Raw genomic sequence first — 25,246 nt, forward strand, 5'->3', positions numbered from 1 at the left:
ACTATGCCCAGAAAAATGAAAGACTACCTTCTTATTGCTTTTAAAGGAATGGGAATGGGAGCAGCAGATGTTGTACCAGGTGTTTCTGGTGGCACAATAGCATTTATTACCGGTATTTATGAAGAATTAATAAACAGCATAAAATCCATTAACGGAAATGCTGTAAAGCTCCTTTTTCAATTTAAATTCAAAGAATTATGGCAGGCCGTTAACGGCAATTTTCTATCTGCTTTAATCTTTGGCATCTTCCTTAGTTTTCTGTCTTTTGCCAGGCTAATTATCTATTTACTGGCCGAACAACCTATTTTAGTATGGTCTTTCTTCTTTGGATTAATTGTTGCCTCGGCTATTGTTGTAGCCCGCAAAATAAATGAGTGGAAATTACGTACCATTATTGCCTTGGTTATTGGTATTGGAATTGCCTATATGGTAACGGTAATTACACCTGCCGAAACGCCTACCTCCTATTGGTTTCTTTTTCTTTCGGGAGCTTTAGCTATTTGCGCAATGATTTTACCTGGAATATCAGGAGCATTTATTTTACTCCTTTTAGGAAAATACGAATACATTATGAATGCCCTGAGCACCTTTAAATTGGATGTGATTGCAGTTGTTGGTGCCGGTGCTGTCGTGGGTCTTTTGACTTTCTCGAACCTACTAAGCTGGTTACTAAAAAAATACCACAACATGACTATCGCCTTGCTTGCTGGCTTCATGATTGGCTCATTAAATAAAGTTTGGCCCTGGAAACAAACCGTTTCTACTTTTATTGACCGACACGGAGTAGAAAAACCCTTGCTGCAAGAGAATATTTTACCAAACACCTTCTCAAATATTTTGGAACAGGATTCTCAGCTGATATTTGCAATTATTTTGGCCATAGCCGGATTTCTACTAATTTGGATGATGGAAAAATTTTCTCCAGAATCAAAATCGAATTAAAATGGATACATACGGAATTCTTGGTTTCCCTCTTGGGCACTCTTTTTCAAAGAAATACTTTAGCGATAAATTTACAGAAGAAGGTCTGGATGCTACTTTTTTAAATTTTGAACTTCCAACTATTCAAGAATTTCCTACCGTATTCAATAAACATTCCAAGCTAAAGGGATTTTGCGTTACCATTCCCTACAAACAAGCTATTATTCCATTTCTGGATGAGATTGATCCCTTAGCAAAAAGAATTGGTGCCGTAAATTCAGTACAGATTATCCGTGAAAACCAAAAAGTAAAATTAATTGGTTACAATACCGACATACTTGGCTTTACCGAATCCCTGCGCATTTTTTTGGATGGAACAAAACCGAAAGCACTAATTTTAGGAACCGGAGGAGTTTCGAAAGCGGTAGCTACTGGATTAGAAGAAATGGGAATTAAATATCAATTTGTTTCCAGAACGGCTTCGGATAAATGCATAAGTTACCACATGCTTTCCTCGGAATGGGTGAGTAATTATCACTTAATTATAAACTGCACCCCACTGGGTACTTTTCCAAAAAATCATACTTGTCCGGATATTCCCTACCAATTGCTCACAAAAAATCACTTTTTGTATGATGTTGTGTACAATCCGGCAGAGACTCTTTTCCTAAAAAAAGGTGCAGAACAAGGGGCTAAAACCCACAATGGCTTGCAAATGCTTCACCTGCAAGCAGAAAAAAACTGGGAGATTTGGAATCGATAGTTCCACAAAACGATCCTTCGCTTCCTGATAAGGTAAATTTTCGATGCCATATAATTTCAATAAACATTCAATTTTACCTGCAAGTGCAAGCAAAACGCACCTTTTGTTTATCTAGAATGCTTTTCATAAATTAGGCCGTCGAATAAATATTTTCCTTTTTACGAAAAGCCTTGCTCCTTTCCGATTATGAAATTAACTGAAAATTTTATTTGCAATATCTACTAAACCAATAGAATGTCAGAAAATAGAGCCAAAATCAATCAACTCCTCGAAAAACAGGAAATTCTTCATGAAAAACAAGAATCCTTGTCGGAGGAATTGAACGAATTACGCAACGAAATAATTCGTTTAAAAAACGTTGCAACAGCACCTCTTGAAAAAGAAAAAGAAATTCAAATTTTAAATGAAAATCTTCTTGAAGATCTTAAAAATATAGCATCGCCAAGGGTGCAGGAAGAAACCAAAATAGAAACTGCAAAGATAGATGCAAACCCTTCCGAAACAATTAAAGCTTCCCAATCGAAATCTGATATTGAGAAATTTATTGGAGAAAATCTGATTAATAAAATCGGCATAGCCATTACCATTATTGGTGTAGCAATAGGTGCTAAATATTCTATCGACAACGATCTTATTAGTCCTTTAACCAGAATAATTCTTGCTTATTTAATGGGAATAGGTCTGCTTGGTTTTGGAATAAAGCTGAAGAGCAATTATGAAAATTACAGTGCCGTTTTGGTGAGTGGTGCCATCGCAATTCTATATTTTATTACCTATATGGCCTATAGTCTGTACAATCTTTTTCCACAGTTATTTGCCTTTATTCTGATGTTAATTTTTACGGTATTCACTGTTGTTGCGGCAATAAATTACAACAAACAAGTAATTGCGCATATTGGTTTGGTTGGTGCCTATGCCGTTCCCTTTCTGCTGAGTGATGGTTCGGGCAAAGTAGCGGTACTTTTTAGCTATATGACCATTATAAATATTGGCATTCTATTTATAGCTTTTAAAAAATATTGGAAGGCATTGCACTTTTCTTCCTTTGTATTTACTTGGTTAATTTTTTATTCGTGGTTCCTAGGAAAATACGAAACCAGCGAGCACTTTATGATGGGAAGTAGTTTTCTATTCCTATTTTTTGCAATATTTTACGTCCTGTTTCTAGCCTATAAATTGGTTCGAAAAGAGAAATTGAACAAAGGCAATTCGTTGCTAATAGTAGCAAACTCTCTTCTCTTTTTCTATCTAGGATATTCAATTTTATCGCTGCACGAAACCGGACAACATTTATTAGGATTATTCACCCTTATCAACGCAATTATCCATAGTATTGTTAGTATAATTATCTACAAACAAAATCTTGCCGACAAGAACATTTTCTACCTGATATCGGGTCTGGTTTTACTATTTATCACCATTGCCTTTCCTATTCAGCTAGATGGAAATTGGGTAACTCTTCTGTGGGCCAGTGAAGCTGCATTGTTGTTTTGGATTGGCCGAACTAAAAAAGTCTCCCTATACGAGGCAATGTCTTATCCACTAATGATACTTGCTTTTACAAGTATTTTGCAGGATTGGTTTACTGTGTACAACAGCTATGTGGTAGAAGATACAGAAACAAGAATCACACTTTTCTTGAATGTTAATTTCTTAAGTTCAATACTATTCATTGTTTCTTTCGCATTCATTAATAAGCTAAATAGCAAGCTCAAGTATCCAACGCTATTAGGATCCTGGATAAAAGTTACCAAACTATTATCTTATGTTCTTCCCTTTATTCTTCTATTTACCCTTTACTATTCTATTCGAATAGAAATTGGCAACTACTGGAATCAGCTATTTGAGGACTCGGCACTTAGCATACAAGCAGTAGGCGAAGAATACTCTAATTACTATTCCAACTACAATTTAAAAGATTTTAAAATAATTTGGATCCTCAACTACTCCTTGCTATTTTTTTCTGTTTTATCGCTTGTGAATATCAAGAAATTGAAAAACAGAAAACTAGCATTTGCGAATGTTGGCTTAAGCACTCTAACAATTCTCGTATTTTTAACCCTTGGATTATACTCATTAAGTGAACTTCGAGAAAGTTACATCAGCCAAAGTTTAGCAGAATATTATCAACGTGGAACCTTTTATATCCTTATTAGATACATCTCCTTTGTTTTTGCTGCTATTGCACTAACAAGCAGCTATTTTCAAGTAAAGGAAGAGTTTGCCACAAAAAAATACAAAATAGCATTCGAATACCTGCTTGGTATCTCTATTCTGTGGATTTTTAGTAGCGAATTATTGAATTGGATGGACATTAGTGGATCCACACAATCTTATAAACTTGGCTTAAGCATACTTTGGGGTTCGTATTCCCTACTCTTAATTGCTTACGGCATTTGGAAAAACAAAAAACACGTGCGAATTGGCGCAATAGCCTTGTTTGCATTAACCCTAGTAAAACTATTCTTTTACGATATCTCGCACATGAGTACAATTGCAAAAACCATTGTGTTTGTTTCGTTAGGAATACTTCTTTTAATCATTTCTTTCCTTTACAACAAATACAAAAACAGTATTACTGATGAAGAAGATGTATAACCGTAAACCCTATTCTTTAATGCTGATGCTACTTAGCCCTACTATTAAAAACGATTCTCATGAAAAATAAGATCTGTTTACTTCTTTTGCTATTTATAAGTTCCTATTCCTTTGCTCAGCACCATAATTTCGACTACCAAAGAGAGATTATGGGAATCAACGAAGCATGGCATAAACTGGAATTACCAAATGAAATTTTTGGGAAAATTTCTCCAAAGCTTAACGACATCAGAATTATTGGCATTACAGCACAAAACGATAGCATTGAAGCTCCATACATACTTCACTCAACCGAAGATCTAATTAAAAACACAGCAATTGATTTCAAATTATTAAATCAATCTCGCGACAAAAACGGCTATTACTTCACCTTTAAGCTTCCTACCGCCAATACCATTAATCAAATTCAGTTAAATTTTGAACAAGAGAATTTCGATTGGAATATTAGGCTGGAAGGAAGTCAAAATCAACAAAATTGGTATACTCTTATCGAGGATTACAGAATTCTATCTATTAAAAATGCGCATACCAATTATCAGTTTTCGAAACTAAATTTTCCAGATGCCAATTATTCATTTTATAGAGTCTTAATTAACAGCAAGGAAAAACCAAAATTAAAAAATGCGGCATTATCTCTTCAAGAGATTGTAACAGGAAAATCCCGTAAGTACGCCAGAAATAAAACGAATACCTTCGAAAATAAGAAATTGCAACAAAGCGAACTTGATATCGATATGGGTTCTCCCGTATTAATAAATAACATTAAAATTACAGTAAATGAGAATTTCGATTATTATCGACCTATTCATATTCAATACGTTACCGACAGTACCAAAACGGAAACAGGATGGATATACAACTATCAAACCCTTACTTCGGGCACACTCAGCTCTATCGAAAAAAATGAGTTCCAATTCAATAATACCATCGCCCAGCATGTAAAAATATTTATTCATAATTCGGACAGTGAAGCGCTTACAATTAATAGGATTGAAGTGGAAGGTTCTATTTATGAGTTACTGATTCGATTTTCGAAACCGGCCAAGTATTTCTTATGCTATGGGAACAGGAATGCACACAAACCAAATTATGACATCGCTCGATTTACCGAAAATGTGCCAAAGTCGATAAGTACGATTCATTTAGGCAATGAAATAAAAGTCCAAAAAAAGGAATCGCAAAAAAAAGAACCGCTTTTTGCCAATGAAAAATGGCTGTGGGCGCTTATGGCAATCATTATATTAATTCTTGGAGGCTTCACCCTAAAAATGATTAAAAAAACGGACGAGAGATAATTTTACATTTTGCTTGCTCTCAAAGCATTTCGGGCATTTAAACAAAAATAAGACAAGCTCCTTCCCTAGCTATTCATTCAAAACACAGCGACTTACTCATTTCCTTTTCTGAAAACAAACTTTACTGCAGGTATCTTTTGTTAATCTGCTTACCTTTCATAACTTTGGAAACGCAGTATAAAAAATTCCCCAAAGACTAACGACCATGGCAGATAACAATAAACCACACTTATACTTTCGTAATCCTCAAGAAGGATTAGTTGAATACAAATCTCGAATCGGTGGCGGTAAAGGTAATGACGATGAAGATCAAGAAGAAGAACCGGATTACACCTACATGGCAGAGGTATTTGCAGAAAATAGAAGACAATTCAATATTGATATTGAATTAAGGCACTCAAAAAGGACGATTAAGTTGCCAGTGCATTTTGATCTCATGGAACTGGAATTTTTTGCAGCATTTGACCAGCCTAAATATGAAAACTATTATCTCGAAAGATTTGGACTGGCACTCCTTCATCTGTCAAACTTCAACAAAAATATATTATTTGCAATCGAAAATCAGGAAAGATATAGATTCTTTGACAGCCAAATTCTGGCCTTTATTGATAATAAACTGAAAAATATCAACTCACATTTTGATGGGAAAATATTGTTTATAAAGAGTTTTAGATTGTTCTCATCAAACGACATGCTTAGCACTATAAACAACTATCAAAATATTCACTTTACATTTATCGGAAAAGGATTAATGGAAAGAAAACTCATTGATCCCCAAAAAGTAGCATTCAGGGAATACTTGGAAAGAAACAACTTAAGCCACAAACTAAACGAAGATAATGCCGAGCTCTTTGATACTTCATTTGAAACTGTCATTGAAATAGTGAACAATTTTGATTTTATCTATGCTACATGCTCCGGTTCTGGAGCAGTAATATTACCAAACAGATATAGTTTACCTTCACGAGAGTTTGGTTTTGAAATAATCAATTCAAACGAAGATTTACCCATTATTGGGATTATTGATACCGGTATTTCAGATCAAACTCCGTTAGCAAGTATCTTAATTGGAAGTAATGGAGAATTTGACACAACAGGAACAGGTTCTTTTTTAGATGAAAGCGATCACGGAACAGGAGTCGCTGCATTTGCTGCATTTGGGAATAAACTTATTCCGGATTACAAAGGAGAAGTAAAAGCAGATGCTAAATTACTTTCAATAAAAATACTCAATGGAAAACGAGGTGCAATTTCTCAAAGCGCGACAATAGATTTAATAAGAAAAGCTCATGAAGAATATAATGTTAGAATTTTTACTTTAACCATTGGCTATGCCGATTTCCCATTAAAAGACAATCAGGAATTTTCAACGTATGCAAAACTGTTAGACAAAGTTTCTTCAGAATTAGACATTCTCATTTTTATCTCCACAACAAATCATATATTTCAAATTCAAGGCGTTCGAGATTACCCAGTAAAATTTCAGTCGCAAAATGCAAATATTGCTCCACCAGCTGAAAGCATGAACAACATAACCATTGGAGCAATTGCAGATAATTTCGAAAACAGTGAATTGCAAAACTTTGCGCTTTCAAAAACATTTCCTGCAATCTATTCAAGAAAACTGCATTATAACTTTGATGACCAGGACACATTTAATGCACAAACAGCAAATCATTATTACCGAAAACCCGACATTCTAACTCCTGGGGGTGATTATACTGAAGTTCGAATGTTGGGAGAAATTGATTATGATAATGGAAGTGAAGCAGGATTAGAAATTTTGTCATCTGATTTACATGAAAGAACATATAAACAAATAGGCACGAGTTATGCAACCCCAATAGCTGCAAACATTGCTGCAAAATTGGTTTCAAAATACCCTAATCTCGACATGCAAACAATAAAAGCCATGTTGATAAATGGTTCCAGTGAGATCGAGACAGGTTCTGAATTTCAAGCTTTTTCCAATAATCAAAAGAAACGAATAATGGGATATGGAACCCCTGATATTGATACAATTCTTTTTTCAGATGATAATAAAGCAACGTTAATAATTGAAGATGAAATCTATCCCGGATATATAAAATCTTTTCCAGTATTTCTCCCGGAATATTTAAACATTGCAATAAGGAAAATTGGACTATTAAAAATTACCGCGACACTTTGTTTTAAATTTCCACCAAAGCAAGATAATCAGTTGTTGTATTGTCCTTATCATGTCACTTTCGCCATAGGTAAAAATTTAGAACTAAATGAAAATCACATAGAAACCAAAATTTCTGAAAATGGAAATGAAAGGGAAATTAATGTACCTGATGGGTACAATGGGAATTCGAGCAAGGAAATTAAACTGAATTCATCCTCAAAAGGATGGGTACAGGATTATTATTACAAAAGCAAGTTGGTTAGCAACGTTCAGAAAATTAGCTTCAATGTCAAGAAAGAAAACATAATAAACGAACAGAATTGCTTTAAAATCGCCATTAATTCAGCATTTAACAAGCTACTAACAGAAGCTGAAAAAGAACCATTTCAACAAGCAATCCCTTATAGCTTAGTGATAACAATTGAGCAGGTTCCTGCAAAAAATGAAACTCTTAATTCTCTTTACAATGAGCTACAGTTAATTAATAATCTAGTAGCAATTGCAGAATCCGACCTTGAAGCAGAAATTTAGACTTTTTCTTTTAAGATTAACTCTTTTAAAATTGCAGAATCAAGGTATAGATTAGGTTTTTCTACATCCTTTAAACCAAACAGTGTTCTTTTGATAGCTGTTATGATTGATCTTTGAATCAAATAAAAGGATAATCCTTCGGATAACTTAATAATTTCAGCTAGTTCCTTTTTGGTACGAAATTTAAAAGGTGATTTAGTCAAAGTTTTTTCAATCAATTCTTGTATCTGAGAATTGCTTGGCAAACCCAAATTAATCGTCATGTCAAACCTGCGCAATAAAGCGTCATCAATCATTTGCATCTGATTGGTTGCAGCAATAACAATACTATTCTGAGGTAAATAATCAAAGAGCTGAAGAATAGTGTTAACTACACGTTTCATTTCGCCATGATCCTGACTATAATCCCTTACTTTACCAATAGAATCAAACTCATCGAAGAAAATAATGCAATTTTCACTGGTCGCTTGTCTGAATAATTTCGATAGATTCTTACTGGTTTCACCCAATTTTGAAGAAACAATGGCTCCTAAATTCACCACATACATCATCATATCCAACTCGCCGGCTAGTACGTATGAAGCCAATGTTTTTCCACAACCCGATGGGCCATGAAAAAGAATACGGTTTGAAACTGGTAAATCGAATTTGTTTAGCAATTCAATATCACGATGCTCTTGAACGAAATAAGTTAATTCCTCTTTAATACCAGCAGAACAAACCAAATTTTCAAAAGAATAATCTGAAGTGAGTTTTTCAATGATCAATTCATTTAATGCACGATCATCTTCTTTTAAATAATATTTTTTGGATCCTACAGTTGCTAAACCCTTAGTTTGTTGTGCGCGTAACCCTTCCTTTAGTATCGATTGTAACTGTAAAGCCAGGTTCACTTTTTTAGTTTGCCGTGAATGCTCTATCAATTTACTCAATACTTCCAAAAGTTGATCTTGATCATTCTCAAGACCAAACCTTGCAATATCCTTTATATAATCAGCTTGACTCATTTTGTTCTTCTATCAGCAAATTTAGTCAATTATCTTAATTCTGGAAATCCTAATCAAATAAAACTATAATACTATCGTCGGCATGGAAAAATAGTTTCATCTTGTAAAAAAATATGGTTAAAATTTACCGTAACTAAAAATAAAAAAACCACTTTGATGACAAGCAAACTCCCACCAGCGACATCACCTACCGAACATTCTAGTCAGTAAAATTAGAAACATTACTCATGGAAGACTAGCCAAGACCTCCCCAAGTGATCTTACTCAGTTTCGAGGGGCAATGAAAATTAATAATTATCAACCCCTCTCCCGCAAAGCATTTCTCGAAGCCCTATCCACCAATGAAAAGAATTGATCAACTTGATCTTTCTGACCCAAAACTTTGTGCCCTTTCACCTTTACAAATTCACATCGTAAGCTATCGGTCAGTCGGTAAAATTCCTGATACAGTTCATAATTGGCAATGAGTTTACCGTTTTTGGAGCGATAATCGTTTTTTTCAAAACGTTCTCTTCTGCCTGGCAAACCAATAATATTTTGAGAATCGGTATAGACAATTATATGACAATTGTTAGAATCTATTTCAGTTAAAGCAAAAAGTAAAACCTGCAATTCTAATTTTGTTGAAGAAGTATTTTCGAAACGCTTAATTTTCACCAGCGATTTAGCTACCGCCAAAGAAATACTTAAAGAGGATAAAAATAGAAAGGCTCCAAAACCAATTTTGTTTGGAGGGTCAACACTTCCATCGGCAAATAAGAACAGCTCCTTACACATCTTCTGCTCTTAAATCATCTGGATATTCAATTTTGACGAGGAACAAACCATGACCAGGTACTGATGATCCTGCATTGGATCGATTCTTGCTTTCAATCACCTTTCGAAAGCCAGCTAAATCCATTTTACCTCGCCCAACTTCTACCAAAGTACCAACAATAGCACGAACCATGTTCCGTAGAAATCGATCAGCTTTAATGGTAAACACCAACTCGTCTGCAGTTTCCAACCATTCTGCTTTCGAAATTTTACAGTTGTTAGTTTTTACATCGGTATGTAATTTACTAAAGCTTGTAAAATCGATATATTCAAATAAAATTTTAGCAGCATCGTTCATTTTGGCAACATCAAGCACGTGCTGAATTTGCCAATGAGACTCTTTTCGAAACGGATTTTTCCGCTTTGTAATTCGATAAACATAGGTTCTCGCAATTGCATCAAAACGTGTATGAGCATCGGCTTTTACGCGAAAAATTTCATTAATAGCAATATCATAAGGCAAAAAACGATTCAACTTAAAAGCCAATTTTTCACAATCGAACTCAAAGCTCTCCTCCACCTCGAAATGCGCCATAAAATCACTGGCATGCACACCCGTATCTGTTCTGCCACAACCAACTACATTAATTGCCTGATTTAAAACCGTAGACAAGGCCTTGTTTACCTCCTCCTGCACTGTGCTGGCATTCGGCTGAATTTGCCAACCATGAAAGTTGCTTCCTTTATAACTTAAGCGAATAAAATATCGTTTCTTCAATTCAAGTAGTATTACTGTTTCCCCCACAAAAGTAAGCATTTTTAGCAAGCTGGAAAGTGAATTTCAGGATAAGGTAGTGTCTGTATTTTTTTGTGCTTGTTATTAGCTATAATCGTAACCTAACATTTACAGCTTGCTATATTCAAGGTACAACGAAGTTCAAACCAACTCCTAAAGATCTATTACTTGTCACTTAATACTTCTTCCCTGCTCCTTATTCCTTAATCCTTGAACTCTCCCAAAACCATTAACAATTTTTAACGGCCATGCATTTTCATAAAACGCTCAAAGGTTTATCTTTGTAAAGGTTTTCTAAAAAACCGATTTCTTTTTATGTAAATTTTTCAAGTAATTAAATATATTTCTATGATCCAAACAGTTGATATCAAAGAACTAAATGAACGTATCCAAAGAGAAAGTTCCTTTGTGGATATGATTTCTATGGAAATGAACAAAGTTATTGTTGGTCAAAAGCACCTTGTTGAAAGCTTATTGATCGGATTACTTTCGAATGGGCATATATTATTAGAAGGAGTTCCTGGATTGGCAAAAACACTTGCAATTAATACCCTTGCAACTACCATTGAGGCTGACTTTAGTCGTATTCAGTTTACTCCCGATTTGTTACCTGCCGATTTGTTAGGTACCATGATTTACAGTCAGAAAAAAGAAGAATTCGTAGTAAAAAAAGGACCGATTTTCGCCAACTTTATTCTTGCCGATGAAATTAACCGTGCTCCGGCTAAAGTACAGGCTGCTTTATTGGAAGCCATGCAGGAACGACAAATTACTATCGGCGATAACACCTATAAGTTGGAAGAGCCGTTTTTGGTAATGGCAACACAAAATCCGATTGAACAAGAAGGTACCTATCCTTTGCCAGAGGCTCAGGTTGACCGTTTTATGCTGAAAGTAGTAATCAACTACCCTAAAAAAGACGAGGAACAACTAATTATGCGTCAGAATCTTTTGAAAGCATTTCCAAAAGCATCTCAAATCTTAAAACCAGAAGACATTAATAAAGCACGCGATGTGGTGAAAGATGTTTATATGGACGAAAAAATTGAAAAATATATTGTTGATATCATCTTTGCAACCCGTTTTCCTGCCGATTATGGTTTAGAGCAATTCAAAGAAATGATTGCCTTTGGAGGTTCTCCCCGTGCAAGTATCAGCCTAGCTGCCGCTGCAAAAGCGTATGCATTTATTAAGCGAAGAGGTTACGTAATTCCAGAAGATATTCGTGCCGTTTGTCACGATGTACTTCGTCACAGAATTGGTTTAACCTACGAAGCTGAAGCAAATAATATCACCAGCGAAAATATTATTAGTGAAATTTTAAATACCGTTGAAGTACCGTAGTAATTACGAATAAGTAATTGAGAATTACGAATTGAATGCCAAAACGTAGTTCTTAATTTCCACCACTTAATTATTAATTTATAATTATTCATTCGTAATTAAACTATGGAAACTAGTGATTTATTAAAGCGAGTTCGACAAATAGAAATCAAAACCAGAGGGCTTTCTCGAAATATTTTTGCCGGAGAATACCATTCTGCCTTCAAAGGGCGAGGTATGACTTTCAGCGAAGTTCGGGAATACCAATATGGCGATGATATCAGAAATATCGACTGGAACGTAACGGCCCGCTACAATCAACCTTACGTGAAACTTTTCGAAGAAGAACGTGAATTGACTGTAATGCTACTAATTGATGTGAGTGGTTCCCGAGAATTTGGAACCATTTCTAAACTCAAGAAAAATCAGATTACAGAGATTGCTGCGGTTCTTGCCTTTTCGGCCATTCAAAACAACGATAAAATTGGAGTCATCTTCTTTTCCGATCGAATAGAGAAATTTATTCCACCAAAAAAAGGAAAATCTCATATCCTACGAATTATTCGTGAGCTAATTGATCTGAAACCAGAACATCGAAAAACCGATATTAACAATGCATTACGATACCTAACACAGGTGATTAAAAAACGTTGTACCACTTTCGTGATTTCCGACTTTATTGATGATGACTTTGAAAATGCCTTAACCATCGCCAATAAAAAGCACGATTTGGTTGCACTTAAAATATTCGACAAACGCGAACAGGAAATCCCTTCCATTGGCTTGATTAAAATTAAGGATGCGGAATCGGGAGAATACAGCTGGATAGACACTTCGAATAAAAAGGTAAGAGAAAATTACGCCAAATGGTGGGCCGATAATGACAACCTACTTACCGAAACATTCAAAAAATCTGGTGTTGACGTGGCAAATATTCGAACCGATCAGGATTACGTGAGATCATTAATTGCCTTATTTAAACGAAGGGGACACTAATTTTTAGAAGCAGACGACTATGACAAATAGAATTAAAATCCCAAACAATGGCTTTGCAAAAGCACTTTTCGCATTTACAATTGTATTGGGAGCTACTTTTTCCTCCTTCTCGTCTTTTGCTCAAGAAGAAGGTAAAGACCTAAACTACAGTGCTCAACTCGACACCAATGTTATTGTAATTGGCGATCAAATAAACCTGAAGCTATCTATCGAACAGCCAAAAGGCCTGTTTGTTGAGTTTCCTGTATTTATGGACAGTATTAGTTCGGGAGTGGAGATTATCAATCAATCTCCTCAGGATACTACGACCTTAGAGAATGGTAATATTAAAGTGAATAAGAACTTTTTAATTACTTCTTTTAACGATGGTGTTCATAAAATGAATCCTTTTGAATTCAAGATTCATGCTGAAAATCTAATGAATATCATTAGAACCGACACGATGCTTTTAGGTGTAAAAACTTTCGAAATTGATACAAGCAAAGCTAATTTCGATATAATAATGCCAATACATACTCCCATTGCATTCGCAGAAATTGCCCCTTGGGCTTTTGGAGGATTATTGCTTGTTGCATTAATTATTTTATTGCTTTTATATCTGCGAAAACGGAAAAAAAATCAACCTTTGTTTGTGAAAGTAAAACCCTCCGAACCTGCTCATGTTATTGCTTTGCGGAAGTTAGACGAGATTAAAAAACAAAAGCTTTGGGAGACTGGAAAAGTGAAACAGTTTCATTCCGACCTAACCGATACCATTCGATTTTATTTGGATGAACGTTTCCAACTATCCACCCAAGAATCCACCACCGATGAAATATTAAAAGCAGTAAACAAGGTGGAGGTAAACTCGGACTGGCACACGAAATTAAAAGAAGTTTTAGAACGTGCCGATTTGGCAAAATTCGCAAAGTTTACTCCTTTACAGGATGAAAATGAACTAAGCTTGAAATTTGCTTACAAAATTATTGAAACCACCATTGTAGAAGAGACTCCTGCGAAAGAGGAAAAAGAAACTACTGCGGTGGAAGAGACAAAAAAGGAAGAAAAGTAAACTTTGAAAATCCAAAGTATGAGTTCTATAGAATTTGCAAATCCAGAATATTTTTACTTGTTGCTACTTTTAATACCACTAATTACCTGGTATATTTTAAAAGATAAAAATGCACATGCAAGTATTCAGGTATCAACATCAAAAGGCTTTCATTCAAGTGCGAGAACCTACAAATACTATTTACGACATGCTTTATTCGTATTTCGTGTTTTAGCAATTGTTTTTTTAGTAGTCGCTATTGCACGCCCGCAGTCCAGTAATAGTTTTGAAAATGTAACTACCGAAGGAATCGATATTGTAATGTCGCTTGATATTTCGAGTAGTATGCTTGCCCGCGATTTTGAGCCCGATAGATTAGAAGCTGCCAAGGATGTAGCTGTTAATTTTATTAGCGGTCGCCAAGAAGATAAAATTGGATTGGTAATTTTTAGTGGCGAAAGTTTCACACAATGTCCATTAACCACCGATCATGCTGTTTTAATTAACCTATTCAAAGATATTCAAAGTGGAATGATTGAAGATGGTACGGCAATCGGACTTGGATTAGCCAATGCGGTGAATCGTTTAAAGGAAAGTAAATCGAAATCGAAAGTAGTTATTCTTTTAACCGATGGTGTTAATAATCAAGGAGAAATTGCTCCTATTACCGCGGCAGAATTAGCAAAAACCTTTGGCATTCGTGTGTATACTATTGGTATTGGAACCATGGGAACCGCTCCCTATCCTATTCAAACTGCTTTTGGTATTAGCATGAGAAATATGCCAGTAAAAATTGATGAGGAAGTTTTACAGCAAATTGCGAATATGACAGGCGGTCAGTACTTTCGTGCAACAGACAATAATAAACTAAAAGCAATTTACGAACAAATTGATAAGCTGGAAAAAAGTAAAATTGAGGTAAAACAATACAGTACAAAAAGCGAAGAATATTTATTTTTTGCACTCTTAGCAGCCTTATTTTTACTACTGGAAATAGCTTTGCGTAATTCAATATTGCGAAACATTCCGTAAGTATTTTTAATTGAACACAGAAAATCATTGAACCATGAATCAATTTCGTCTTGATCATCCGGATCTTCTATATTTATATCTAATCCTTCCAATTCTTGGAATTTTATATTGGATTAGTTATTCAAGAAAAAAGAAGGCTCTTGCTGAATTTGGTGAGATGAATATCATCTCTCAACTAATGCCTTATGCTTCGTTTACCCGACCGTTTTATAAGTTTGGTATTCTTTTACTGGCTTTAAGTTTTATCATTTTTGGTTTGGCCGGACCGCAATTTGGTTCCAAAATCCAAACCATTAAAAGAGAAGGAGTCGAAATTATTATTGCCTTGGATGTTTCCAATTCGATGATGGCACAAGACATTCAACCCAATAGATTGGAACGAGCCAAACGTGCTATTTCCAAAATGGTGGATGAATTGAATAATGATAAAATTGGATTGGTGGTATTTGCTGGCGAGGCATACACCCAATTGCCAATTACAACCGATTATGCTTCGGCAAAATTGTTCTTGTCGTCTATAAGTACCGACATTGTTCCCATACAGGGAACTGCAATTGGTGCCGCAATTAATTTATCGGCAAAAAGTTTTACTCCCGATACCGAAGCTAGTAAAGCAATAATTGTAATTACCGATGGCGAAAATCATGAGGATGATGCCATTACTGCAGCAAAAGCAGCGCTCGATCAAGGAATTACAGTACACACCATTGCCATGGGCTTGCCCGAGGGAGCTCCAATTCCGGTTAGCTCTGGCTCTCGCGATTTTCGCCGAGATGAGAACGGAAATGTTGTCATCTCAAGACTTGATCAAAAAATGGTGGAACAAATAGCTACTGCTGGAGGAGGAAAACCAGTAATCGCAAACAATACAACCACTGGTTTAAACGTTCTTTTTACTGAGATTAATAAGATGAACAAAACAGAATTAGAGCAAAGAGTATATGCAGCCTACGACGAAAAATTTCAACTATTTATCGCAATTGGTTTACTCCTTCTTTTTCTGGAATTCATAGTGCTGGAACGTAAGAACCGCCATTTAAAAGATATCAATTTATTTAAAGCCCCGAAATAGAACACAATTCAGATTATTATGAACAAACATATAGCAATATTCATCGGTGTACTTTGCCTCTTTAGTTTAGATGCATTGGCACAAAAGGAACGGAAATTTATCCGAAAAGGAAATGGACTGTTTGAAGGAAATGAATATGAAAACTCTGAAGTTGAATATCGAAAAGCTTTGGACAAAAGAATCAACTCGTACGAAGCAGGTTTTAACTTAGGCGATGCATTGTACAAACAAAAAAAATACGATGAAGCTTTAAAACAATTTCAGACCTTAACCGTGACAGAAAAAGATCCTAAAAAACTAGGCGAAATTTATCACAACATTGGAAATACACTTCTCATGAATCGGAAAATCGATGAGAGTATTGAAGCCTACAAAGAATCTCTTCGAAATAATCCCAATTCGAAAGAAACAAAGTACAATTTGGAATATGCCCGAAAAATGAAACAGAAAGAGGAAGAGCAGAAAAAGAAACAGGATCAAAATAAAGATCAAAACAAGGATCAAGACAAAAAGGATCAGGATAAGAAAGACCAAGATAAAAAAGAACAGGATAAAAAGGATCAAGACAAGAAAGATCAGGATAAAAAAGATCAGGATAAAAAAGATCAGGATAAAAAAGATCAGGAAGACAAAAAAAACAAACCTGGTGATCAGGATAAGAAAAAAGGAGAACCAGAAGAGCAACAAAATAAAATTTCGGAACAAGATGCTAAGCGCTTGTTAGAAGCACTTGAAAACGATGAAAAAAAGGTTCAGGAAAAAGTTCAGAAAGCGAAAGCTGCGGCTCAAAAAACAAAAAGAAGCAAGATCAAAAAGGATTGGTAATTGATCTTCCAAAATTGATACTTCCTAGTGGTTTAATCAGTAAGTTTGCGGAAGTATTTTAAATACAAATTAATTGCATTTATAACATCTGAAAAATAAATACATACAGATGAAGAAAATAATTCTCTCATTAGTAACAGTCCTATTAATTGCAACATCAGTGTTTGCTGATGAAATTAAATTTACTGCTTCGGCCCCAAACGTGGTGGAACTTGGTGAACAATTTCGTTTAACCTATTCCGTAAACAGTAAAGGGAAAAACATTCAAGTACCAGAATTGGATGGATTTAGGGTTCTTATGGGACCTTCGACATCAAGCAGTATGAGTACTCAAATTATTAATGGCAAAGTAACTTCGAGCTCTGCCTACTCATACACCTATGTACTTTTGGCGGAAAAAGAAGGTAAATTTGATATAAAACCAGCATCCATTTCGGTGGATGGTGAAACTAAAATATCCAATTCGCTAACTATCGAAGTTGTGGAAGTAAATAAAACACAACAGAGCTCCGAATCAGAACAATCGCAAAATTCAGCCTCCACCGATAAAATCACAGAGAACAATTTATTTGTTAAAGTGCATCTTGATCGCAGCAGCGTTTACATGGGCGAGCATATTGTTGCCACCATAAAGGTGTACACACGACTTAGCATTGCTGGATTTGGCGATTCTAAATTCCCATCTTTCGATGGATTTTTAAGTCAGGAAGTTCCTACTCCAGGACAAATCTCCTTGGAACGAGAAAATATAAATGGCACCATTTACAATACGGGAATCATTCGTAAATTAATTCTTTTTCCACAGCACACTGGCGAAATTACCATCGATCCTTTCGAATTAGAGGTGATCATCCGTCAGCGAAAAGCGAACAAAAGAAACGGTTTCTTTGATGAATTCTTCGATAATTACCAAGATATAAGAGTTCCTCGCAAAAGTAAGCCTATCCGAATTCGAGTGAAAGATTTTCCATCGAACAAACCTGCAAGTTTCGACGGTGCAGTTGGTAATTTTGAGCTTATTACAACTATCGACAAAGATTCTGTGAAAGCGAATGATGCGGTTACCATGCGGGTAAAAGTTGCTGGAAACGGAAACTTAAAGTTGATTAAACCATTGGAATTTAACTTTCCTGCTGATTTTGAAGTATATGATCCTAAAACTTCGCAGAACTTAAATAGTACTGAGGCAGGTATGTCGGGCTCCACTACTTTCGAATATTTAATAATCCCTCGTCATGGTGGCGAATATGAAATTCCTTCAGTAAATTTTTCATTTTTCGATCCGAAAGCAAAAATATTTCGAACCCGCTCAACCGAAAAATTTACGATAAAAGTAGCGAAAGGAGAAGGTGATAATTCGGGAACTATCATTAGTTCCTTTTCTAAAGAGAAAGTGAAATTTCTTGGAAAAGACATTCGATTTATCAAAACCAATGATTTCACTCCACAGTTAAAAGGGGAAGTTTTCTTTGGCACTACAAATTTCTATTTGGCCTATATCGTACCTTTCTTTCTATTTATTTTAGCCTTTGTATTCAACCGAAAACGAATAAAAGAAAATGCAGACACTGCCAAACTAAAAAACAAACGTGCCAATCGTGTTGCAATGAAAAGATTAAAAGCGGCATCGGCAAGCTTAAAAGCACAACAAAAAGATCGGTTTTACGATGAAATACTTAAAGCAATTTGGGGATATACTTCAGATAAACTGAATTTACCTTTGGCGAATCTCAACAAAGAAAATATTAGTGAAATACTACTGAGCAAAGGTGTTGAATTAGAGCTTAAAGACGAATTTTTAAGTATCCTGGACACCTGTGAATTTGCAAGATACTCTCCTTCTGCCGGATCATCGGAGATGGATGAATTGTATCAGAAAAGCATGAATACAATTACCAAATTGGAAAAAAACATTAAATAGGTTACTAACTCATACGTGAGTCGGATTATTTAATCAGAATAAATTACATCTGACAACTGCATATAAATTTTTTACAGATGAAAAAAGCATTACAATTTATACTCGCTATACTTCTAAGCACGCCGGTTTGGGCGCAAAGCAACCCCATTTCCGAAGCCAATGAAATGTATAAAAATGGAGAATACGAAAAAGCAATTCAAGCCTACGAATTTGTTTTAGATACGCATGTGGAAGCTCCCGAAATTTATTTTAATTTGGGAAATGCCTACTATAAAACAGGCCAAATATCTTCTGCAATCTTAAACTTCGAACGAGCATTACTTTTCTCTCCCGACGATAAGGATATCCAGTACAATTTAGAATTGGCTCGAAAACATGTTTTGGATAAATTCGAAGTCTTGCCCGAGATATTTATAAAAAGATGGTATTCGGGAATTCGAAATAGTTTTTCGGCCGATTTATGGTCTTACTTCTCCATTCTTCTTTTCTTGTTAACACTTATTTTTGCCTGCTTTTACCTATACAGCAATAAGTCAGGACTAAAAAAGTTTGGATTTTTCTTCGCATTTTTTGCTTTTGGACTTACCCTACTTACCTACTCCTTTGCCTCCGAAAAAACGGATGAAATAAATATTCGAGAGCATGCAATTATTATTAGTCCCAGTGTTACGATTAAAGGCTCGCCCGATAAAAGTGGTACCGAATTGTTTTTATTGCACGAAGGAACCAAAGTTAAAGTGATTGGAGAACTGCAGGATTGGAGAAACATTCTGCTAAGCGATGGAAACGAAGGCTGGCTAAAAAAAGAAGACATTGAAATGATATAATACAATTCTACAAAAGGATTTCGAAAATCGAAATCCTTTCTTTATTTAAGATTACTGTGTTTTCTCCTTACATCAGTATTAGAAAGCTATTACGAGGCTGCGCGAAGCTTCCATCACTCGGTGGAAGCTTCGCGCAGCAGTGTTTGGAGCTTCCATCACTCGATGGAAGCTTGTCGCAGCAGTGTTTGGAGCTTCCATCACCCGATGGAAGCTTCGCGCAGCAGTGTTTGGAGCTTCCATCACCCGATGGAAGCTTGTCGCAGCAGTGTTTCATGTTTCCATTAAAAAAACAGAAAGCCAATCTGTATAACTTTTTAATACCCCAATAATCCTTACATTTAATGCATTAAAAAAAAGTAAAAATTTACCCCAATGAAATACAGCATACAAAACGAATTCTTTAAAATGGAAGTGTTGGAAAAAGGCGCTGAACTTTGTAGTATTAAATCTGTAACTACAAATCAAGAATTTATGTGGCAAGCCGATCCCGAAATATGGGGAAGCCATGCTCCTAACCTATTTCCTGTTATTGGTAGTTTAAAAGAAGATGCATTTATTTATAAAGGCAAAGAGTATCCCATGCCTAAACATGGCTTTGTTCGCAATAATAAAGCAATTCAATTACATAGTAAATCCGAAAAGGAGCTTTGTTTTGTTTTAAAATCAAACGAAAACACACGCAAAATATACCCTTTCGAATTTGAATTCTATATTCATTATATTTTAGATGAAAACCAAATTCAGGTAAAATACAATGTGATTAATACCGATCGGAACAAAATGTTCTTCTGCCTTGGTGGTCATCCAGCTTTTGCTTGTCCTCTAAAAAAGAAGGAAAACTACTCCGATTACTACTTGGAATTTGAACAAAAAGAAACCGCCAAAACCTGGATGATTGTTGAAGGTGGGTTAATTGGCGATGAAGGCAAACTCGTTTTAAACGATACGAATCGCATTGACTTGCATTCGGAACTATTTGCCAAAGATGCATTGATATTCAAGAATTTAAAATCATCATTTGTTCAACTAAAAAGTAAAACTTCCAACTTTTCGTTAAAAGTTAGCCTTGATGATTTCCCATACTTAGGACTTTGGGCCAAACCAAATGCACCATTCGTTTGTATAGAACCTTGGATTGGCATTGCCGACAGCTACAGGTCAAATCGTGAATTCTCTCAAAAAGAGATCATTCAGTCGCTTGATTCCAACAAAACATTTAGCGCAAGTTTTTCAATCGAAATTACTGAATAATAAAAGAGGCCGTCTTCAACAAAACGGCCTCCTTTTCTATCTTTTTTTTTACTTTAGTGCAGGGTAATCGGTATAGCCAACTTCGTTACCACCATAAAAGGTTTCCTGATTAGCAACATTTAATTCTACTCCTTGCGCAAATCGTTTTTCCAAATCGGGATTCGCCAAATAAGGTACCCCAAACGAAACTAAGTCTGCTTTTTTCGAAACAATTACCTCATGACCGCTATCTTTCGTAAATCCCCCATTCACCATTCGAACGCCCTTGTATTGCTTGCCATAATAATCTGTAACATCTTTAATCAATTTCGGATGCTCGTCGAGAGGCATTAAAGGTTCAATTAAATGTAAATACGAAAGATCATAACCGTTCAACTTTTCAATTACATAATTAAAAATAGCACTCGGATTCGAATCTCCCATATCATTAAATAAACCACTAGGCGACAAACGAATACCAACTGCACCGGCATCCCAAACCTGAAGCGTAGCCTCTAAAACTTCAAATAAAAAGCGAGCACGATTTTCTACCGTTCCCCCATATTTATCGGTCCGATGATTTGTTTTATCCACTAAGAACTGGTCGATTAAATAGCCATTGGCAGCATGAATTTCGATACCATCAAAACCTGCTTCTTTTGCATTTTTCGCTGCAGTTTTAAAATCTGCAACAATAGCTTCTATTTCCTTTATTTCTAAAGCTCTAGGAGTAACAAAATCCTTCAAACCTTCATAGGTAAATGCTTGTCCTGCCGCACAAATAGCCGAAGGTGCAACAGGTAAATCACCATTATGAAAGTCGGGATGTGAAATTCGCCCCACATGCCAAAGTTGAATAAATATTTTTCCTCCTTTCGACTGCACTGCTTTAGTAACTTGTTTCCAGCCATCTATTTGCTCCTTACTATAAATTCCTGGCGTTGCAGGGTAACCCATTCCTTGCGGAGATACTTGGCTCCCTTCCGAAATAATTAATCCTGCTCCAGCTCTTTGTTCGTAGTACTCTGCCATTAACTTTGTCGGAACATTTCCTACACCAGCTCTGTTTCTGGTCATTGGAGCCATTACCATTCTATTTTTCAATTCGATTTCCCCAATCGTAAAAGGAGTTAATAATGTATTTTTATTCATCTTCTTTTTATTATTTTTATTTAGTCAAGATAGAGATAAGATTTCGATTTGTAAAAAAACTACTATTAGAGATTGGTATAAATCGATTTATAGCTCCGAATTTTTCATCAAAAAATAAAACAAACGTCCTATATTTCCGCTGATCTCAACATTGGTTCGTATCTTCGCTAAAAATTTGAAAAGGTTGAATCTCTTTGATTAATTTGGGAAAGATTCATCTGACATCTTTAAATAATTTCAATCACATGAAACAAATAGAACTATTAGCTCCAGCCAAAAATCTGGAAACCGGAATGGCTGCCATTAATTACGGAGCTGATGCTATATATATAGGTGCTCCGAAATTTGGCGCTCGCGCTGCTGCTGGAAATACCCTCGAAGATATTGCTGCTTTAATTACCTATGCGCACAAATACTGGGCAAAAGTGTTCATCACAATGAATACAATCTTGTATGATAACGAATTAAAAGAAGCCGAAGAACTTATCCATCAACTTTATAAATTGGGTGCCGACGCTTTAATTGTTCAGGATATGGGCGTTTTAGAAATGAACCTGCCTCCTATCGAACTTCATGCCAGTACTCAAACTCATAATTACGATTTGGATCGAATCAAATTTCTCGAACAAGTCGGATTTAAAAGAATAATTCTCGCAAGGGAGCTTTCTCTTGATCAAATTAAGGAGATTAGAAAAAATACCACTGTAGAGCTTGAATATTTTATTCATGGCGCTTTATGCGTTTCTCTAAGTGGCCAATGTTATTTCTCTCATGCCATTGGTGGCCGGTCGGCTAATCGTGGTGAGTGCAGTCAGGCTTGTCGGATGAAATACGATTTAGTAGATGCAGAAGGAAAAGTAATTGCGAAAGATAAACACTTGCTTTCTTTAAAAGATCTGAATCTATCTGGTCATATGAAAGAATTAGTGGAAAGTGGAATTTGTTCGCTAAAAATTGAAGGACGTTTAAAAGACAGCTCCTACCTTAAAAATGTTACCAGCTACTATCGAAAAGAACTAGATGTTGTTTTTGCAAAGAAAACAGAATTTGAAAAAGCATCGTCGGGAACAATAACTCCTGACTTTAAACCAGATTTAGACCGGACTTTTAATCGTGGATATACAAGCTATTTCTTTACCGGAAGAATTCCTGAAATCGCAAATTTTCACACCCCAAAATCCTTAGGAAAAGAGATTGGCAAAATTGTCGACATTCGCAAGGATCATTTTATAGTGGACACCAAATTTGAGATTCACAATGGCGATGGCTTATGCTTTTTTAATCACAATAAATTGCTAAAAGGGATTCAAGTGAATGGAGTAAAAGGAAAACAAATTTTTCCTAACGAAATGAACATGTTAGTTAAAGGTGCTGTTCTGTATCGTAATAACGATCATGAATTCGCTAAAATACTTAAAAGAGACAACTCCATAAGACGCATTTCTGCAGATCTTTTTCTGGAATTTAAAGAAAATATTTTAAGCTTATTTGCTACTGATGAAGATGGAATTAGTGCATCGATACAATTAAAAGAAGAATTTGAATTGGCCCGAAATACCGAAATGGCTATTACTAATCTCAAAAATCAGTTATCAAAATCGGGTGATTCTATCTACTCGATTCATGCAATTGACATTAGTTTTACCGAAGCTCCTTTTATTCAGGCCAAAGTGCTTAACGAATTGCGTCGACAAGTTCTTGACTCGTTAACCAAAAACCGAATTGCAGCATTTCAACAACCAAAAACAAAACCTTTAATCTCGCATCCAAAATATCACCTAAAAAACCTAAACTATATGGGAAATGTGGTGAATTGTAAGGCAGAAGAGTTTTATCACAAGTGCGGTGTTGAAAACATCGAAAAAGGATTTGAGTTGCAATCCAATTTCAAAGGAAAAACAATTATGACTACCAAGCATTGTTTGCGTCATGAATTTGGAATGTGTAACAAAGAGATTAGTACTGGTAAAAAAGAAAATCAACCATTGTATTTGGTTGACAATAAGAATCGCTACAAACTTGAATTTCATTGCCAAAGATGTGAAATGAAAATCATTTTTGAATAAAATTATCTCAAATCCGAACCCTATTTAAGGAGATTAGCTATGGTTCACTATATAGAAAAACTAATTCACGAAGGAGAACATCAGCAACAGGATTTTAAATTCTGTATTACTGATTCGCGAAAAATTGCCAAGTCATTATCTGCTTTTGCCAATACCGATGGTGGTAAATTGCTGATTGGCGTAAAGGACAATGGGAAAATAGCAGGAGCAAAAGTCGAAGAAGAATTTCATATGATAAAAGCTGCCGCAGAAATGTACAGTCGTCCAAAACTTACTTTCGAGAGTAATGTATGGCAAGTTAACGGGAAAAATGTTTTAGAAATCACAATTCTTCCTTCTCCCGAAATGCCACATTATGCAGCAAACGAAAATGGAAAATGGTTAGCGTACTTTCGTCGCGATGATGAAAATATTCTAGCCAACAAGGTGCTTCTCGAAGTTTGGAAACGAAAATCAAAACCAACCGGCACCTTTTTGGAGTACACCGAAACAGAAGCTATATTAATGGATTATTTGAATGATAAAAAGGAAATTAGTTTGAATCAGTTCTGTAAAATTGCTCGAATTAGTCGCTACAAAGCAGAACGAATTTTAGTGAAACTTATTTGTTGGAATCTTATAGCCCTTAACTTTACAGAAAAAGGTACTAAATACCACATAAAACACGAAGTAGCTTCAAAAATTTAACCCCTTTCGAAAACAATCCAGCACCACTGATATACAGATGATTAATATCACATATACAGGTAAAAAAAAGACATAAAAAAACCGCACTAATTAATAGGATTTTAAACTCCTAAATGACAGGATTTGAGTGCCAGTCTGATCAAGTATCCCCTGTGCCGAAACAACCCGAAGGTTGGGGCCCGCTTTAGCAAACATGTAGCTTTCTCGGTATACTATAAATGTTGAGTTTAACAATCGATAATTAATGCGGTATGCGATTATCTTATTTC

General features: G+C 35.5%; 20 protein-coding genes. 16 read left to right on the forward strand and 4 right to left on the reverse strand.

Translation table 11 applies throughout. From position 1 onward, the window contains the following. The first annotated feature begins 15 nt into the window (after nucleotides 1–15). The 5 genes from BZG02_RS06410 to BZG02_RS06430 all read left to right on the forward strand — a co-directional run bounded on the left by BZG02_RS06410 (nucleotide 16) and on the right by BZG02_RS06430 (nucleotide 8,257). Nucleotides 16–942: a polyprenyl-phosphate transporter gene (locus BZG02_RS06410; protein ID WP_218972165.1), complete on the forward strand. Its 927-nt coding sequence runs from the start codon at nucleotides 16–18 to the stop codon at nucleotides 940–942. Nucleotide 943: 1 nt separating this feature from the next. Further along, nucleotides 944–1,684, forward strand: a complete 741-nt coding sequence (locus BZG02_RS06415) for a shikimate dehydrogenase family protein (protein ID WP_101260582.1) — start codon at nucleotides 944–946, stop codon at nucleotides 1,682–1,684. A 234-nt stretch (nucleotides 1,685–1,918) separates the two neighbouring features. Further along, nucleotides 1,919–4,282 (forward strand): DUF2339 domain-containing protein, encoded by a 2,364-nt coding sequence (locus BZG02_RS06420; protein ID WP_101260583.1) that lies wholly within the window; start codon nucleotides 1,919–1,921, stop codon nucleotides 4,280–4,282. 59 nt (nucleotides 4,283–4,341) lie between these two features. Further along, nucleotides 4,342–5,577 carry a DUF3999 family protein gene (locus BZG02_RS06425; RefSeq protein WP_218972166.1) on the forward strand — a complete coding sequence of 412 codons (1,236 nt, stop codon included), beginning with the start codon at nucleotides 4,342–4,344 and terminating at the stop codon, nucleotides 5,575–5,577. A gap of 205 nt (nucleotides 5,578–5,782) precedes the next feature. Beyond that, complete coding sequence (locus BZG02_RS06430) at nucleotides 5,783–8,257, forward strand: S8 family peptidase (RefSeq protein WP_101260585.1); 2,475 nt, start codon at nucleotides 5,783–5,785, stop codon at nucleotides 8,255–8,257. Here the strand turns inward: BZG02_RS06430 and BZG02_RS06435 are convergent. From BZG02_RS06435 to truA, 3 genes are all read right to left on the reverse strand, one after another. Further along, on the reverse strand, nucleotides 8,254–9,264 hold the full coding sequence (locus tag BZG02_RS06435; RefSeq protein WP_101260586.1) for an AAA family ATPase: 1,011 nt from the start codon (nucleotides 9,262–9,264) through the stop codon (nucleotides 8,254–8,256). The genes BZG02_RS06430 and BZG02_RS06435 overlap by 4 nt on opposite strands. Nucleotides 9,265–9,561: 297 nt before the next feature. Further along, a complete protein-coding gene (locus BZG02_RS06440) occupies nucleotides 9,562–10,041 on the reverse strand; it encodes a ribonuclease HI (RefSeq protein ID WP_101260587.1) in 480 nt (159 codons plus the stop codon). Continuing rightward, nucleotides 10,034–10,825 (reverse strand): tRNA pseudouridine(38-40) synthase TruA, encoded by a 792-nt coding sequence (truA, locus tag BZG02_RS06445; protein ID WP_245868061.1) that lies wholly within the window; start codon nucleotides 10,823–10,825, stop codon nucleotides 10,034–10,036. Before truA ends, BZG02_RS06440 begins: the two co-directional genes overlap by 8 nt. A gap of 339 nt (nucleotides 10,826–11,164) precedes the next feature. Here truA and BZG02_RS06450 point away from each other — a divergent pair, with 339 nt between their 5' ends. The 9 genes from BZG02_RS06450 to BZG02_RS06490 all read left to right on the forward strand — a co-directional run bounded on the left by BZG02_RS06450 (nucleotide 11,165) and on the right by BZG02_RS06490 (nucleotide 21,093). Continuing rightward, nucleotides 11,165–12,160, forward strand: coding sequence for an AAA family ATPase (locus BZG02_RS06450; protein ID WP_101260589.1), 996 nt, complete (start codon nucleotides 11,165–11,167; stop codon nucleotides 12,158–12,160). A gap of 105 nt (nucleotides 12,161–12,265) precedes the next feature. Then, nucleotides 12,266–13,135: a DUF58 domain-containing protein gene (locus BZG02_RS06455; RefSeq protein WP_101260590.1), complete on the forward strand. Its 870-nt coding sequence runs from the start codon at nucleotides 12,266–12,268 to the stop codon at nucleotides 13,133–13,135. A gap of 19 nt (nucleotides 13,136–13,154) precedes the next feature. Next, complete coding sequence (locus BZG02_RS06460; RefSeq protein ID WP_101260591.1) at nucleotides 13,155–14,186, forward strand: hypothetical protein; 1,032 nt, start codon at nucleotides 13,155–13,157, stop codon at nucleotides 14,184–14,186. Nucleotides 14,187–14,204: 18 nt separating this feature from the next. Next, nucleotides 14,205–15,197 carry a vWA domain-containing protein gene (locus BZG02_RS06465; protein WP_218972167.1) on the forward strand — a complete coding sequence of 331 codons (993 nt, stop codon included), beginning with the start codon at nucleotides 14,205–14,207 and terminating at the stop codon, nucleotides 15,195–15,197. Between the two features lie 34 nt (nucleotides 15,198–15,231). Then, nucleotides 15,232–16,269, forward strand: coding sequence for a VWA domain-containing protein (locus BZG02_RS06470; protein WP_101260592.1), 1,038 nt, complete (start codon nucleotides 15,232–15,234; stop codon nucleotides 16,267–16,269). A gap of 18 nt (nucleotides 16,270–16,287) precedes the next feature. Continuing rightward, nucleotides 16,288–17,094 (forward strand): tetratricopeptide repeat protein, encoded by an 807-nt coding sequence (locus tag BZG02_RS06475; RefSeq protein ID WP_101260593.1) that lies wholly within the window; start codon nucleotides 16,288–16,290, stop codon nucleotides 17,092–17,094. Between the two features lie 109 nt (nucleotides 17,095–17,203). Further along, nucleotides 17,204–19,015, forward strand: a complete 1,812-nt coding sequence (locus BZG02_RS06480; RefSeq protein ID WP_101260594.1) for a BatD family protein — start codon at nucleotides 17,204–17,206, stop codon at nucleotides 19,013–19,015. 77 nt (nucleotides 19,016–19,092) lie between these two features. Then, nucleotides 19,093–19,842: a tetratricopeptide repeat protein gene (locus BZG02_RS06485; protein ID WP_101260595.1), complete on the forward strand. Its 750-nt coding sequence runs from the start codon at nucleotides 19,093–19,095 to the stop codon at nucleotides 19,840–19,842. 372 nt (nucleotides 19,843–20,214) lie between these two features. Then, entirely contained in the window at nucleotides 20,215–21,093 is an 879-nt protein-coding gene (locus BZG02_RS06490; RefSeq protein ID WP_101260596.1) for an aldose 1-epimerase family protein, read from the forward strand. A gap of 48 nt (nucleotides 21,094–21,141) precedes the next feature. Here the strand turns inward: BZG02_RS06490 and BZG02_RS06495 are convergent, their stop codons facing one another. Then, nucleotides 21,142–22,224, reverse strand: coding sequence for an alkene reductase (locus BZG02_RS06495; RefSeq protein WP_101260597.1), 1,083 nt, complete (start codon nucleotides 22,222–22,224; stop codon nucleotides 21,142–21,144). A 245-nt stretch (nucleotides 22,225–22,469) separates the two neighbouring features. Between BZG02_RS06495 and BZG02_RS06500 the strand changes: the two genes are divergently transcribed. Together BZG02_RS06500 and BZG02_RS06505 are read left to right on the forward strand one after the other, a co-directional pair. Further along, a complete protein-coding gene (locus BZG02_RS06500; RefSeq protein ID WP_101260598.1) occupies nucleotides 22,470–24,290 on the forward strand; it encodes a peptidase U32 family protein in 1,821 nt (606 codons plus the stop codon). Nucleotides 24,291–24,329: 39 nt separating this feature from the next. After that, a complete protein-coding gene (locus BZG02_RS06505; RefSeq protein WP_101260599.1) occupies nucleotides 24,330–24,977 on the forward strand; it encodes an AlbA family DNA-binding domain-containing protein in 648 nt (215 codons plus the stop codon). The last annotated feature ends 269 nt before the right edge of the window (nucleotides 24,978–25,246 follow it).

Origin of the sequence: Labilibaculum filiforme (genome assembly GCF_002843315.1) — a bacterium.
Lineage (GTDB): Bacteria > Bacteroidota > Bacteroidia > Bacteroidales > Marinifilaceae > Labilibaculum > Labilibaculum filiforme.

Coding starts and splice junctions, on each gene's coding strand:
- BZG02_RS06465 (WP_218972167.1), top strand. CDS start 14,205: ATGAGTTCTATAGAATTTGCAAATCCAGAATATTTTTACTTGTTGCTA.
- BZG02_RS06495 (WP_101260597.1), bottom strand. CDS start 22,224: ATGAATAAAAATACATTATTAACTCCTTTTACGATTGGGGAAATCGAA.
- BZG02_RS06450 (WP_101260589.1), top strand. CDS start 11,165: ATGATCCAAACAGTTGATATCAAAGAACTAAATGAACGTATCCAAAGA.
- BZG02_RS06430 (WP_101260585.1), top strand. CDS start 5,783: ATGGCAGATAACAATAAACCACACTTATACTTTCGTAATCCTCAAGAA.
- BZG02_RS06455 (WP_101260590.1), top strand. CDS start 12,266: ATGGAAACTAGTGATTTATTAAAGCGAGTTCGACAAATAGAAATCAAA.
- BZG02_RS06470 (WP_101260592.1), top strand. CDS start 15,232: ATGAATCAATTTCGTCTTGATCATCCGGATCTTCTATATTTATATCTA.
- BZG02_RS06460 (WP_101260591.1), top strand. CDS start 13,155: ATGACAAATAGAATTAAAATCCCAAACAATGGCTTTGCAAAAGCACTT.
- BZG02_RS06410 (WP_218972165.1), top strand. CDS start 16: ATGAAAGACTACCTTCTTATTGCTTTTAAAGGAATGGGAATGGGAGCA.
- BZG02_RS06415 (WP_101260582.1), top strand. CDS start 944: ATGGATACATACGGAATTCTTGGTTTCCCTCTTGGGCACTCTTTTTCA.
- BZG02_RS06480 (WP_101260594.1), top strand. CDS start 17,204: ATGAAGAAAATAATTCTCTCATTAGTAACAGTCCTATTAATTGCAACA.
- BZG02_RS06420 (WP_101260583.1), top strand. CDS start 1,919: ATGTCAGAAAATAGAGCCAAAATCAATCAACTCCTCGAAAAACAGGAA.
- BZG02_RS06425 (WP_218972166.1), top strand. CDS start 4,342: ATGAAAAATAAGATCTGTTTACTTCTTTTGCTATTTATAAGTTCCTAT.
- BZG02_RS06485 (WP_101260595.1), top strand. CDS start 19,093: ATGAAAAAAGCATTACAATTTATACTCGCTATACTTCTAAGCACGCCG.
- BZG02_RS06505 (WP_101260599.1), top strand. CDS start 24,330: ATGGTTCACTATATAGAAAAACTAATTCACGAAGGAGAACATCAGCAA.
- BZG02_RS06475 (WP_101260593.1), top strand. CDS start 16,288: ATGAACAAACATATAGCAATATTCATCGGTGTACTTTGCCTCTTTAGT.
- BZG02_RS06500 (WP_101260598.1), top strand. CDS start 22,470: ATGAAACAAATAGAACTATTAGCTCCAGCCAAAAATCTGGAAACCGGA.
- BZG02_RS06440 (WP_101260587.1), bottom strand. CDS start 10,041: ATGTGTAAGGAGCTGTTCTTATTTGCCGATGGAAGTGTTGACCCTCCA.
- BZG02_RS06435 (WP_101260586.1), bottom strand. CDS start 9,264: ATGAGTCAAGCTGATTATATAAAGGATATTGCAAGGTTTGGTCTTGAG.
- BZG02_RS06490 (WP_101260596.1), top strand. CDS start 20,215: ATGAAATACAGCATACAAAACGAATTCTTTAAAATGGAAGTGTTGGAA.